The sequence below is a fragment of the Nanchangia anserum genome, from assembly GCF_015240065.1.
GTDB classification, from domain to species: Bacteria; Actinomycetota; Actinomycetes; order Actinomycetales; family Actinomycetaceae; genus Nanchangia; species Nanchangia anserum.
In genome coordinates this window covers 25630-37932 of record NZ_CP060506.1, presented here as the reverse complement: position 1 = coordinate 37932, position 12303 = coordinate 25630, and the positions used below count along the sequence as shown (strand labels likewise).

General features: G+C 65.1%; 11 protein-coding genes and 1 pseudogene. 3 read left to right on the top strand and 9 right to left on the bottom strand.

What is annotated here, in order from left to right:
* Window positions 1-82 precede the first annotated feature (82 nt).
* Window positions 83-391 (bottom strand): annotated as a pseudogene (locus tag H8R18_RS09805) (HAD family hydrolase); the annotation flags it as partial.
* Window positions 392-514: 123 nt separating this feature from the next.
* Here H8R18_RS09805 and H8R18_RS00155 point away from each other — a divergent pair.
* Together H8R18_RS00155 and H8R18_RS00150 are read left to right on the top strand one after the other, a co-directional pair.
* A complete protein-coding gene (locus H8R18_RS00155; RefSeq protein WP_194189282.1) occupies window positions 515-1723 on the top strand; it encodes a M20 metallopeptidase family protein in 1209 nt (402 codons plus the stop codon).
* A gap of 24 nt (window positions 1724-1747) precedes the next feature.
* Window positions 1748-3025, top strand: coding sequence for an MFS transporter (locus H8R18_RS00150; RefSeq protein ID WP_191071692.1), 1278 nt, complete (start codon window positions 1748-1750; stop codon window positions 3023-3025).
* Window positions 3026-3055: 30 nt separating this feature from the next.
* Here H8R18_RS00150 and H8R18_RS08950 read toward each other — a convergent pair whose 3' ends face one another.
* The 3 genes from H8R18_RS08950 to deoD are packed head-to-tail and all read right to left on the bottom strand — an operon-like array spanning window position 3056 to window position 5168.
* Window positions 3056-3220, bottom strand: a complete 165-nt coding sequence (locus H8R18_RS08950; RefSeq protein WP_227712817.1) for a hypothetical protein — start codon at window positions 3218-3220, stop codon at window positions 3056-3058.
* On the bottom strand, window positions 3193-4443 hold the full coding sequence (locus H8R18_RS00145; protein WP_227712816.1) for an MFS transporter: 1251 nt from the start codon (window positions 4441-4443) through the stop codon (window positions 3193-3195). Before H8R18_RS00145 ends, H8R18_RS08950 begins: the two co-directional genes overlap by 28 nt.
* Window positions 4440-5168 (bottom strand): purine-nucleoside phosphorylase, encoded by a 729-nt coding sequence (gene deoD / locus H8R18_RS00140; protein ID WP_191071690.1) that lies wholly within the window; start codon window positions 5166-5168, stop codon window positions 4440-4442. The genes H8R18_RS00145 and deoD overlap by 4 nt, the downstream gene beginning before the upstream one ends.
* Before the next feature lie 159 nt (window positions 5169-5327).
* Here deoD and H8R18_RS00135 point away from each other — a divergent pair, with 159 nt between their 5' ends.
* Window positions 5328-6260 (top strand): sugar-binding transcriptional regulator, encoded by a 933-nt coding sequence (locus H8R18_RS00135; protein WP_191071689.1) that lies wholly within the window; start codon window positions 5328-5330, stop codon window positions 6258-6260.
* 24 nt (window positions 6261-6284) lie between these two features.
* Here H8R18_RS00135 and H8R18_RS00130 read toward each other — a convergent pair whose 3' ends face one another.
* The 5 genes from H8R18_RS00130 to H8R18_RS00110 form a co-directional block, all read right to left on the bottom strand.
* Entirely contained in the window at window positions 6285-7952 is a 1668-nt protein-coding gene (locus tag H8R18_RS00130) for a phospho-sugar mutase (RefSeq protein WP_191071688.1), read from the bottom strand.
* Between the two features lies 1 nt (window position 7953).
* Complete coding sequence (deoC, locus tag H8R18_RS00125; RefSeq protein ID WP_191071687.1) at window positions 7954-8604, bottom strand: deoxyribose-phosphate aldolase; 651 nt, start codon at window positions 8602-8604, stop codon at window positions 7954-7956.
* A gap of 113 nt (window positions 8605-8717) precedes the next feature.
* On the bottom strand, window positions 8718-9908 hold the full coding sequence (locus H8R18_RS00120) for a cobalamin-independent methionine synthase II family protein (RefSeq protein ID WP_191071686.1): 1191 nt from the start codon (window positions 9906-9908) through the stop codon (window positions 8718-8720).
* Window positions 9909-10291: 383 nt separating this feature from the next.
* Window positions 10292-11509 carry a NupC/NupG family nucleoside CNT transporter gene (locus H8R18_RS00115; protein WP_191071685.1) on the bottom strand — a complete coding sequence of 406 codons (1218 nt, stop codon included), beginning with the start codon at window positions 11507-11509 and terminating at the stop codon, window positions 10292-10294.
* Between the two features lie 103 nt (window positions 11510-11612).
* The gene (locus tag H8R18_RS00110; protein WP_191071684.1) at window positions 11613-12281 is read right to left on the bottom strand and encodes a TetR/AcrR family transcriptional regulator; all 669 of its coding nucleotides are present in this window, start codon (window positions 12279-12281) and stop codon (window positions 11613-11615) included.
* Between the last annotated feature and the right edge of the window lie 22 nt (window positions 12282-12303).

Below are 12303 nucleotides of genomic sequence, written 5' to 3'. Positions count from 1 at the left end.
GATCCCACTGTCCGCCCGTGAGCGCAGCCAGCTCGGTGAACGCCTGGGCGAAACCGGCGGATGGGTGCATGGCGTCGGGAGACTGCCACACGTAGTGGGCTCCCAGGTCGTCGAGAACGCCGCTAACTTCCGCTACCTGGGCCGCATCGAGGCGCACGTCGGTCAGCACGTCGGCGCCGAGTCGCACGTATGCCCCGTTCGAGGCGACGATGCCGGTGAATCCGAGATCCCAGATGTCGGGGTAGATCTCGGGGATGGCGCGTCCGGTGCACAGCATGAGCACGTGTCCGGCGTCGACTGCGGCGCGCACCGCCTCTTGAGCTGAGGCCGGTACCCGTTGCGAGTGGTCGATGAGGGTCCCATCGACGTCAAGAAAAACCAGACGCGTCATGCCCCCATCCTCCCATGAGTCCGTGGCGAGAGCCGGTCCTAGGCGGCGTCAGCAGGTAAGCACCCCGCGCACATAACGATGCATGGTGATACCTTTACGCCAAGCAGATGAAAGGTTGCCGTCATGACCGTGAGCATTGCTGAGGACGCCCGCGCACTCGCCGATGACCTCGTCGACCTGCGTCACCGACTGCACCACCAGATCCCCGAGGTTGGCCTCGATCTTCCCCGCACCGGCGACGCCATTGCCGCCGAGATTCGCGCTCTGGGGCTCGAGATGCACGAGGCCACGCGCGTCACCGGGTACATGGCGATCTTGCGCGGAGGCAAAGAAACGGCTCCGGGCGAGCCGCGCCCGCTCGTCCTGCTGCGCGCCGACATGGATGCGCTGCCGGTAAGCGAAAACACGGGGCTGGAGTGGGCGTCGACCAACGGGGCGATGCACGGGTGCGGACACGATCTCCATATGGCCGGCCTGGTCGGAGCCATGCGTATGTTGTCGGCGCGGGCCGAGGAGCTGGGCGGCGACGTCATTTTCATGTTCCAGCCCGGCGAGGAGGGGCACGACGGTGCCCAACACCTCATCGACGAGGGGCTGCTCGAGGCCGCCGGGCGCCTGCCCGACCACGCCTACGGCTTGCACGTGTGGGCCGGGCGGTATCCGGCCGGTTTCATCGGCACCCGACCGGGTCCCATGATGGCGTCCTCGGACACCGTCGGGATCACGATTATCGGGCGTGGGGGCCACGGCTCGGCGCCTCACGAGGCGCTGGATCCCATCCCCGTCGCCGCGAACCTCATTCAGCAGGCCCAGGTTGCCGTCGCGCGCGAGTTCTCGATCTTCGATCCCGTCGTCGTCACGTGCGGGCAGGTTCACGCCGGTTCGGCCGCGAACGTCATCCCCGACGAGGCCTATTGCGAATACACGCTGCGGGCGTTTTCTCCCCACACGCGCACCCGGGTCGTTCGCCGCCTCATGGAGTTGGCGACGAGCATCGCCGAGTCGCACGGGATGAGCGCCCACTGCGAGCACACCCCGCTGTATCCCGTGACGATGAATGACGCGGACGAGTTCGCCTTTTGCCGCGACACCATCGACGAGGTGCTACCGGGGCGCTGGGCCACCCAGGATGAACCGATGGCCGCTGCCGAGGACTTCTCGAAGGTTCTCGAGCGCATCCCCGGGTGCTTCATCGGGGTTTCGGCCGTACCCGAAGGTGCCGAGGCCGCCGACCGGCCCTTCAACCATTCGGCGAAGGCGACGTTTAGTGACGACGTCGTCGCCGATTGTTCGACGATCTTGGCCTCGCTGGCCTATGCCCGACTGACGTAGCCGACCCCACCTCGAGGAGGTCCCATGTCCGCCACTACCACTCACCGCCAGTCCCCGTTCACGACGATTGCCGGCACCGGCGTGGGCAACGCCCTCGAATGGTATGACTGGAACGTTTACGCGACCTTTGCCATTTATTTCTCCACTCAGCTCTTCGATAAGTCCGACGGGGCCTCGGCGCTGCTCAATACCCTGGCGGTCTTTGCCGTGGGCTTCGTCGCTCGCCCGTTCGGGGGCTTCGTCTTCGGGTGGTTGGCCGACCGGATCGGCCGGCGCCACTCGCTCATGGTCGCCGTCATCTGTGCGTCGGTTGGTTCGCTCCTCATCGCGTGCACGCCGACATATGCCCAGGTCGGTTGGGTCGCCTCGGCGGTGCTCGTTCTCGCCCGCCTGATCCAGGGACTCGCCCACGGCGGCGAATTACCTTCGGCCCAGACCTACCTGGCTGAGCACGCCCCGCGCGAGAAACGCGGGTTGTGGGCGTCGTCGATTTACGTGACGGGCACGCTCGGCATCTTGCTCGGCATGGTCATGGGCCTCGTGTTGGAAACGACGCTCACCGAGGCGCAGATGACGGCGTGGGGCTGGCGCCTTCCCTTTGCCGTGGGCGCCGTCCTGGGACTCTTTGCGCTGTGGATGCGCCTGCGTATGGACGAGTCCGAGATCTTCGAGGCCGCCCAGAAGTCGGATCCCGCAATGCGTGACAACGTCTTCGTCGAGGTGGCTCGCAACTGGAAGGTTGCTCTCCAGGTCATCGGCATGACGTGCGGGCTGACCGTCGGCTACTACGTGTGGAGCGTGACGATGCCCTCGCTCGCGCAGTCGTCGTTCGGGTATTCGGCCGCCGACGCCTTCCGAGCCACGATCATCGGCAACGTCGTCTTCATCATCATGTTGCCGATCTGGGGCGCGCTCTCCGACTGCGTCGGCCGGCGACCGACGATGATCATCGCCCTGCTCGGACCCGCGATCCTCTATATCCCGCTGGTCAAGTGGATCGAGTCCTCCCATTCACCGGGGGTCCTCATCGTGGCGATCGCCATCCAGTTGGCGCTGCTGTCGGGATTCCTCTCTCACGCGCCGGCTACCTATGCCGAGATGTTCCCGACCGAGCAGCGCGCCTCGGGCTTCGGGATCCCCTACGCGTTGGCTATCGCCCTGTTTGGCGGCACGGCGGCCTACATCATGACGTGGATGGGCAATCCCCTGCGGTTCGCGATCTATTCGATCGTTCTCCTCGTCATCTCAGCCGCGACGATCCTCACCCTGCCCGAGACCAAGGGCAAGGATCTGCGCCACTAGCGGAATCGCCGACCACCCGAGGCAGACTCGTCAGTGGCGAGTGGTGGCCTGCGCCTGCCACAGCATCCGGTCCACCGCCATGTAGCCGAGCGTGCCGACGAGGGCGACGGCGGCGAGGATCCACAGGATCGTCGACATGACCTGGGCGTCCGGCGTGGTCGACAGGCTCAGCCACCCCAGCGAGCGCGGCGCCACGTCGATGAGCTTTGCCGTGTAGGCGATGCCGACGGGCACGGCGACGTTAATCGTGAGGTTGTAGAAGCCGATGGCGATCCCCGTTTGCTCCCTGGGGATATCGCGGATGGCGGTTGCCAACAGCGGGGCGTAGAAGAGGCGAAGGAGCTGGGGAAGAAGACGATCGACAGCATGAGGACTGCGCGACCCACCTCGATTCCCACCGCGGCGATCGCCAGGGCAGCAACGATGCCAAAGAGCGCGATGATGATCGTCAGGCGCGAGGACAGGTGACGCCCCACCCAGCCCGAAGCGCACCCGACGACGATGGCGCACGCGTATCCGGGCGCCAGCAGCAGCGACGCCTCGTCGGTGCTGAGGTGGTAGACCTTGTCGCCGATGTAGGGGACGAGGATGATGTAGCCCAGCTGAACGGAATAGACGATGAAGACGAGCGCGATAATGCAACTAAACCGCTTGTTTCGGAAGAACTCCGGGCGCACCAGGGCCCCATCGTGGCGGCAGATGTGCCACACAAAAGCAACGATTCCCACCGCGACGACGATCAGGTAAAGGGGATTAAACGCCTGGAGGAACAGCAGCACCCCGGTGACCGTCACAGCGATGATGAACAGTCCCAGCGCATCGAAGCGCGTCGAGACGGCCTCGGTGGGCGGCACGGTGCGCTTCACGATGGGGATCGAGAGAACCATGATGACGGGGATGACGAACATCGCCGCCCACGAGACATAGGTGGCGACGAAGCCGGATGCGACGGCACCGAACAGCGTCGACGCCTGGAATGCGGCCGTCGAGAACCCCAGATAGGTCTTTTGTTGCGCCGCGGGAAGATACTTCGTCACGTAGATGACGTACAGCGTCTCTCCCGCTGCCAAACCCGTCGTTTGGATGAGGCGGGCGATGACGACCATGGCGTAGGAGCCAGAAAAGGCGAATCCGATGACTCCGCCGACGGCGATGAGGATGACGCACAGGTACAGCAGTTTTTTCATCGACACCGAGTCGGCAAGGGCAGCGTAGACGACCGCGCCGATGCCAATGACGAGGCCCGCCAGGGTGGCCTGTAGCGACGCCTGCGCCGCGCTCAGGGCCAGGTCGTCCTGGATCGCCTTCGTCATGAACTTAAAGCCGTTGTCGATGATGAGGCTAAACAGGAAAATCCCGAGAATAATCGGAACGGCCCGGCGCGGGTCCAGCGCCTTGTCGGTGCCTATGCGGTTCATGCCAGCTCGTCCTTTCCGGCCACGCTCAGGGCCAGTTCTGCCATCTGGGTGAACGCCTGCTCGCGTTCGTGGGCCGTCGTCTTCGCGCCGGTGACGAGATTGTCCGAGACCGTGAAGACGCCCAGAGCCTCGATTCCGGCCTCGGCGGCCACCGCGTACAGGCCAGCCGACTCCATTTCGACGGCGAGGACGCCCATGGCTGCCCACCGCTCGTTCACGTCGTCAGCGGCGTTGTAGAAGACGTCGGTGGACAAGATGTTGCCCACGTGGACGTCGATGTGACGCTCACTCGCCGCGTGATCGAAGGCCCGCAGCAGTCGGTACGATCCCGTCGGCGCGTAGGTGCCGGGCAGGTTGTAGTGGTGAAGGAAGTGCGAGTCCGTCGAGGCCGACTGGGCGATGACGATGTCGTAGAGGTCGAGGTCTGGCTGCATGGCACCGCACGAGCCGATGCGGATCAGCCGCTTAGCCCCGAAGACGTGGATCAATTCCCACGCGTACAGACTGATGGACGGGATTCCCATCCCCGAGCCCATGACCGAGATCTCGCGGCCTCGATACGTCCCCGTAAAGCCGACCATGTTGCGCACGGCGTTGAACTGTTGCACGTCGTCGAGGTAGGTGTGCGCAATGAACTGGGCGCGCAGCGGGTCGCCTGGCAGCAATACCGTCGAGGCGATTGGCGCGGTGGGACGAATATGGGGAGTCTGCGCAACCTCAGTCATAGAATCTCCTTCGATCGTCTGCGCGATCAGTTAAGCGTGCGCCAGAAGGTGAACCTTTGTCAAGCGTGGCGCGAACAAAGGTTTATCGCGGTGATGGGCACTCCGACGCGCCCACGTCGTCATGGATATAGTTAGCCCGGGCATGCCAGGGAGGTGGGTATGGACAGGCGTGATGAACAAGCTCTCGACGCGGTCAAACTGTATTTCGACAAGGGCTTGAGCCAGGCCGACGTCGCCCGCGAACTCGGGGTTTCGCGGCCCACGGCGTCGAAACTCATCAGCTATGGCAAACGCCGCGGCTACGTATCGATTCAGATCAATGACCCGCGCGAAGCTCGCTCCGAGTTGGCCCATATCATCCGCGCCCGCTATCACCTCGACGACGTGCGCGTCGCGCACGCTCCACGCGAGGCGCGCGGGGACGTTCTGCGCGAACTCGGCACCGTGGGGGCCGGTCTCCTCACGAGCCTCGTCCACGATGGAGACTCGATCGGGATCTCGTGGGGCGACACCATGTATGCCCTCGCCCGCGAACTCACCGAGTATTCCGTGCGCGACGTCCAGATCGTCCAACTCAAGGGCGGCCACTCGCACTCGCAGCGCTCGACGCACGACTGGGAGACGATGCGTCTCTTTGCCGCCGCCTTTGGCGCGTCGACGCTGCCGCTGCCGCTGCCGATCATCTTCGACAACGTTCAGACCAAACAGGTCGTCGAGGAGGACCGCCACATCGCCTCTGTCCTCGAGGCCGGACGCAGCTGTGACATCGCCGTCTTTACCGTCGGCGATGTCTCGCGCGGCTCTTTGCCGCTCAACCTCGGCTACCTATCAGAAGACGAGTTGACCGAGCTGCGCAGCCGGGCCGTCGGCGACGTGTGCTCGCGGTTCTTCACCAAGGATGGCGAGATCGCCGTGCCTTCGATTGACGAACGCACGATCGGAATCACCATTGAGGACCTGACCCGCTGTCCGACCCGCCTGCTCGTGGCCGGCGGACCCACGAAGGTCAACGCCCTGCGCGTCGCGCTGTCGCGCGGGATCGCCACCCACCTGGTCACCGACGAGCGCACGGCCGCACATCTCGCGCAGTAGCTTCGTGACCGCCGTGCCCCTTAGCTAGGCCAGGTCCACCAGCGCGGTGACGTCTGCGCTCAATCGCTGGAGGCGCTCCTCGACCTCGCCCCAGCGTGATCGAGGGGTACCCACCGGCGCACTCGCCTCGAGGTAGCACTTGATCTTCGGCTCGGTACCGGAGGGGCGCACGACGAGGCGCGAGTCGGCCTCGGTTGTCACCATGACCGCGTCGGTCGGCGGCAATCCTCTCCAGCCAGAGGCGAGGTCAACGACCTCGGCGACCTTCTCCCCGGCGAGCAGCCGAGGCGGATTCGCGCGCAAACTCGCCATGATCGCGGCCCCCTGGGCCGGATCGTCGAGTCTGACTGTGAGGGCGCGCGTTCGCGAGGGGCCGATCCGCTCCGCGATGTCGTCGAGCAGGTCAAGCAGCGTGCGTCCGCGAGCGCGACATTGCGCGGCAATCGAGCAGACGAGGATCGCGGTGGCAATCCCGTCCTTGTCGGCAACGGCATCGGGATCGGGGCAGTAGCCGATGGCTTCCTCGCAGCCGAAGATGAGGTCGGGAACGCGGGCGATCCATTTGAAGCCGGTCAGCGTCGTTGCTGATTTCAGGCCGTAGAACGCGGCGATGGAGGCAATGGCGCGCGTGGAGACGACGGAGGTTGCGATGGTTCCCGTGCGTTTATCGGCCACCGCGCGGCGCGCCACGTCGTCGGCGAGGATCATGCCGACTTCGTCGCCGCTGAGTTGGCGCCACGTGGTGCCCTCGGGCACGCACACTGCGCAGCGATCGGCGTCGGGGTCGAGCGCGATAACGAGGTCGGCGTCGATACGGCGGGCGTATTCGCGCGCGAGGTCGAGGGCGCCGTCTTCCTCGGGGTTGGGGAAGGCAACGGTGGGGAAGTTGGGGTCGGAATCGGCCTGGGCGGCGACGATGTGGAGGTCGGTGAATCCGGCTCGCGTCAATCCCGCGTGGGCGAGGCAGCGCCCGACGCCGTGCATGGGGGTCAGCACGATGCGAATGTCGCCGGGACGAGCGAGGCTGACGATGCGATTGATGTAGTCGAGACGGGGATCGATGTGCTCGATGGCGTCGTCACCGGTGGGAACGGTCGTGGCTGCGCCGACGCGCTCGATATGGGCGCTAATCTCGGCGTCGGCGGGGGGAATGATCTGGACGCCCGCGGCCTCGCTAATGCGTCCTCCCGTGTATACCTTGTAGCCGTTGTCGGTGGCGGGGTTGTGCGAGGCCGTAATCATCACGCCCGCATCCGCGTTGTAGGCGCGTACGGCGAACGCCGTCAGCGGGGTCGGCTGGCCCGGCGGGAGGACGAGGGCGCGGCCTCCCGCCGCGCTGACGACTCGGGCTACATCGCGGGCGAAGGCCGCCGAGCCGTGGCGGGCGTCGCAGCCGATGACGACGCGCGGTGCATCGACCTGGTCGGTGAGCCACGCCATGAGGCCCGCCGTCGTGCGAATGACGACGGCTCGGTTCATGCGGGTTTCTCCCGCCCCCAGGCGCCCGCGCAACCCGGCGGTTCCAAACGTCAATGATCCGCGAAAGCGTGAGGCGAGGTCGATGCCGGCTGCCGAGCGTGGCCCGCCTTGACGGGCCTTGTTGATGAGGTGGGCGAGTTCGTTGCGCGTGGCGGGCTCGGGGTCGGCGCTCACCCACGCTTCGGCGCGGTGGAGGAGGTCGCGAAAAGCCATGTCAGCAATCGAGTTCGGCGAGAATCTGAGCGCTTGCCGAGCAGCCGAGTCGGCTTGCTCCGGCCTCGATCATCGCCCTGGCGTCGGCTAGCGTGCGGATTCCGCCGGAGGCTTTGACTCCCAGGCGATCTCCCACTGTCTTGCGCATGAGTTCAACCGCGTGGGTGCTGGCGCCACCGGCCGGGTGGAAGCCGGTTGACGTCTTGACGAAGTCGGCCCCGCCGTCCTCGGCGGCGCGACAGGCGGAAACGATCTCGGGGTCGCTCAATACGGCGGATTCGATGATGACCTTGAGGACGACGTTCGTTGCGGCCTGGCGCACGAGCGCGATCTCGTCGCGAACGGCGTCAATGTCGCCCCCGCGCAGCGCTCCCAGGTTGATGACCATGTCGATCTCGTCGGCTCCGGCCGCGGCAATGGCGCGGGCTTCGGTCGCTTTCACCGTCGCTGTGTGTGTACCGGAGGGGAAACCGCACACGGCCGCGACCTTCACGTGGTCGGGAACCGAGAGTGGCAGGTGCGAGGGTGACACGCACACGGAATAGGTGCGCAAGCGCGCCGCTTCGGCGACGAGCGCGGTGATGTCGGCCGTCGTCGCCTCGGGAGCGAGCAGGGTGTGATCGATGATCGAGGATAGTTCGTCGTGCCTCATTGCCTCTGTCCTTCATCCCGCGACCGCTAAACACGACGATGGTACTCCCGACCGGCACACGAGGCAATCATCAAATTGACATATGTGCCGGCCGGGAGGGGCGAGGCAGGCGATCAGACGCGGGAGGCGCCCTCGACGAGCGTTTCGAGCTTCGCCCACGCGATATCGGCGTGGATGCGTCCGCCCAGGCCGCAGTCGGTCGAGGCGATGACCCGGTCCTTTCCGACCAGATCGGTGAAGTGACGCAGCCGCTGAGCGACCAATTCGGGGTGCTCGACGACGTTGGTCGAGTGCGAGACCGCGCCGGGGATGAGCACGATGTCGTCGGGCAGATCGACGTCGTTCCATACGGTCCACTCGTGAGCGTGGCGGGCGTTGGCTGCCTCGAACGTGAAGGCGCCGGCCTCAACCTGGAGCACCTTATCGATGATGTGCTCGAGTCCGATGTCGGTGGTGTGGGGACCATGCCACGATCCCCAGCAGATGTGGAACCGCACCTGCTCGCGCGGGATTCCCGCCAGAGCGTGGTTGAGGGCGTCGATGCGCACCTGGATGAAGTCACGGTAATCCTCGACGCTGGGCTCGGGTTGGATCTGGTCCCATGCCTCGGCCACGGACGGATCATCGATCTGGACGGTCAGCCCCGCGTCGGTGATGGCCGTGTATTCCTCACGCAGCGCGTCGGCGCACGCCCACACGACCTCTTCGTCACTGGCGTAGTACTCGTTGGCGATGCGCGCGCACGATCCCGGCGACAGCGCGGCAACAAAGCCGTCAGACGCCGGTTTTCCCGCCTTGTTGAGACCGTGCAGGAGCAGTTCCACATCCTTGGCGACGGCGTCGTGCCCGATGTAGGTCAGGGGGGCGACGATCTTGGGGTTCTTCACACGCGCGCGGTGGGTCAAGATCCCCGAGGTCGGATCGGTGTAGGCGTCGCGGAATCGCGACCAGTCGCGGCGGTGCTGGAACGAGGTCAACCGGATGTTGCCGGGGGTGGATTCGACGTTCTCGTCATCGTCCCACCGGTCGGCGTCGGTCAGCTCGAGGCCACCGAGTCGGGTAAACGAGTAGTTCCACCAGGCGCCGTAATCGACTTTGCCCGAGGTGATGTGGCCGTATTCGCCCTCGTTGACGATGTCGAGGCCGATGCTCGCTTGGCGGGCAACGACGTCGTCGGCGGCGGCGGTGAGCACAGCATCGAATTCGGCTTGTGAGATGGCGTCGTCGTGACACTTCTCGTTGGCGGCGAGCAGTTCGGGGGTGCGCGGCAAAGAGCCGACGTGGGTGGTGCGTACGCGTGACATGACAGAGTCCTTTTCGTCAAAGTGTGGGGTAGGGAAGCGCGAATACGACCGGGCACGGTATTCGCGTGGGTGCGTTCCTGGCAGCATCGGTGCTGCCGCGGTCACGCGTGGCGCAACATCTGGCGACGCGTCCCCGACGCCAGCGAAGCAGGGAAGAGGACCACGGTCGTCATGTCACCCCCATCTGCGTGCGCCAACGGGTCTGCCCGTCGGAAGTGTCTGCTATGTCACTACTAGATGTAGTTGACCCGCGCGGGGGCCGCGAGCGCGTCCCACATAGTGGGCGTCTCGCGGTCTCTCCCCCGCGCGGGTAGTCGCACATACGGCTGTGGGTGGTGACGTGCTTTCCAGTCACGCCACCACCCACAGTGGTCACGAGAAAGTCAGGAGGCGACGACGCCGACGATCGCCGCGTTGAGCATGTTCACGCAGAAGCCAGTGAACAGGGCAAGCGGGGCGAGTCGGGCAACTTCGCTGCGGCGTTCGGGGATGAGCGCCGAGAACGTCCCGATCTGAATGGCGATCGAGCCGAAGTTCGCGAAGCCTGCCAGCGCGAAGGTGGAGATGAGCAGGCCCTTCGGCGAGATCGTCTTGACGACGTCCGACAGGGCCGTGTAGCCGACGAACTCGTTGAGGACGGTCTTTTGACCGATGAAGTTCGCGACCATGGGGGCCTCGTCCCACGAGACACCGATGAGCCAGGCGAAGGGCGACAAGATGATGCCGAACAGGCCCTCAAGCGACCAGTTGGTCTGCCCAAACCACGAGCCCACTCCACCGATGATGCCGTTGAACATGTGGATGAGGGCGATGAAGGCGATGAGCATGCAGCCCACGGCGATCGCGATGCGTCCACCGGCCATGGCGCCGTGGGACAGGGCGTCGACGATGTTGCGCGATTCTTCGTCGCGCACCGAGCGCACGTTGGCGTCGAGGTCGGATTCTTCGGTGTCGGGGAAGAAGGCCTTGGCGACGATGATCGAGCCCGGGGCGTTCATGAGCGAGGCAGCCAGCAGGTAGGGCAGCGGTGCGCCCAGCAGCGAATAGCCGATGAGGGTCGACCCGGCGACCGAGGCGAAGCCGCCGGTCATGCACGTGAACAGCTGGGCCTGGGTGAGCCGGGGCAGGTAGGGCTTGATGAGCAGCGGGGCTTCGGATTGGCCGAGGAAGATGACGGTGGCCGCCCACACGGATTCGATCTTGGACACGCCCAGCAGCTTGCCGAGGACAAAACCGACGCCGTCAACGATGTACTGGATGACGCGCAGGTAGTACAGGGCCTGAATGATCATCCCGAGGAAGATGATGACCGGCAGGACGTTGAGGGCGAAGACGAAACCCTTGGAGTCTGCCGGCATGAGCGACCCGAACACAAACAGGGTGCCTTCGTTCGTGTACTCGGTGAGCTTTTGGACGGCCGATGCGATCCCCTTGAGCGCGGCGACGCCGGGCGCCCACTTGAGGACGATGAGGGCGAAGACGACCTGAAGGATGAGGCCAACCGCGAGCGTGCGCCACTTGATGTGGCGGCGGGCGCGTGAGAGGGCAATGAGGACACCCAGAATGACGATGATGCCGAGGAGACCTTGGAAGCGTTCCACGTAACAGTCCTTTTGACGATGGAGTGGAGCATCGGGGCCGAAGCTCGCTGAGGGCGATTTTATGTCAGGTCAACACGCGTGCCTACACGCGATTCCCCCACCGTCACGGGGTGGGGGAATCGGGGTGTTCACGGGCCATTTGGAGGAAGAGTCCACGGTGGGCGCCGACGAAGTAGGCGTTCGTCATCGCGACGGAGACGCGGGCCTCCTCGAACGTCGTATAGGACTCCAATACCGTGATCATGAGGTTGACGGTGGCGCGCGTGAGGACGCGCACGCCGTTCTTTTCGTCCTCACTGAGGGGGTGGCCGACGGTGCGCTCGATAAAGGGAACGATCGAGTAGACGTCGTCGTCGACGAGGATGTCGACGACGTTTTCCAGCGACGATCCGCGTGAGTTCGTCAGCACGAGCAGGGCGATGTCGCGGTGTTCCATGAGGACCTTGAGAATCCGCTCGTTGTCCTCGACGAGGATCGCCGTTTGCGCCGTCAGGGTGTCGACGTCGATCTCGGGGTCGGCCAGGGCGCGCATGGCGGCTTCGTGGCGCTCGGCGTTGTCGGCGACGACGTGGCGGTAGTAGGTGTGAACGCGCTGCCACTCTTCGTCGACGACCAGCCGAAACAGGGCGTCTTTGCCACTGACATAGCCGTAAATCGCCCCGGTCGTCACACCGGCTTCGCGGGCGATCTCGCGAAAGGACGCGCCGGAATAGCCCCGGGCGACGAAGGCCTCGCGAGCTTTCATAAGGATCTTTCCCAGCGTGTTCGTCATAGATGCTCTCTCCGTTGGGTAG

Coding starts and splice junctions, on each gene's coding strand:
- deoD (WP_191071690.1), bottom strand. CDS start 5,168: ATGACTGAGGTTGCGCAGACTCCCCATATTCGTCCCACCGCGCCAATC.
- H8R18_RS00145 (WP_227712816.1), bottom strand. CDS start 4,443: ATGAACCGCATAGGCACCGACAAGGCGCTGGACCCGCGCCGGGCCGTT.
- H8R18_RS00135 (WP_191071689.1), top strand. CDS start 5,328: ATGGACAGGCGTGATGAACAAGCTCTCGACGCGGTCAAACTGTATTTC.
- H8R18_RS00130 (WP_191071688.1), bottom strand. CDS start 7,952: ATGGCTTTTCGCGACCTCCTCCACCGCGCCGAAGCGTGGGTGAGCGCC.
- H8R18_RS00150 (WP_191071692.1), top strand. CDS start 1,748: ATGTCCGCCACTACCACTCACCGCCAGTCCCCGTTCACGACGATTGCC.
- H8R18_RS00155 (WP_194189282.1), top strand. CDS start 515: ATGACCGTGAGCATTGCTGAGGACGCCCGCGCACTCGCCGATGACCTC.
- H8R18_RS00120 (WP_191071686.1), bottom strand. CDS start 9,908: ATGTCACGCGTACGCACCACCCACGTCGGCTCTTTGCCGCGCACCCCC.
- deoC (WP_191071687.1), bottom strand. CDS start 8,604: ATGAGGCACGACGAACTATCCTCGATCATCGATCACACCCTGCTCGCT.
- H8R18_RS00110 (WP_191071684.1), bottom strand. CDS start 12,281: ATGACGAACACGCTGGGAAAGATCCTTATGAAAGCTCGCGAGGCCTTC.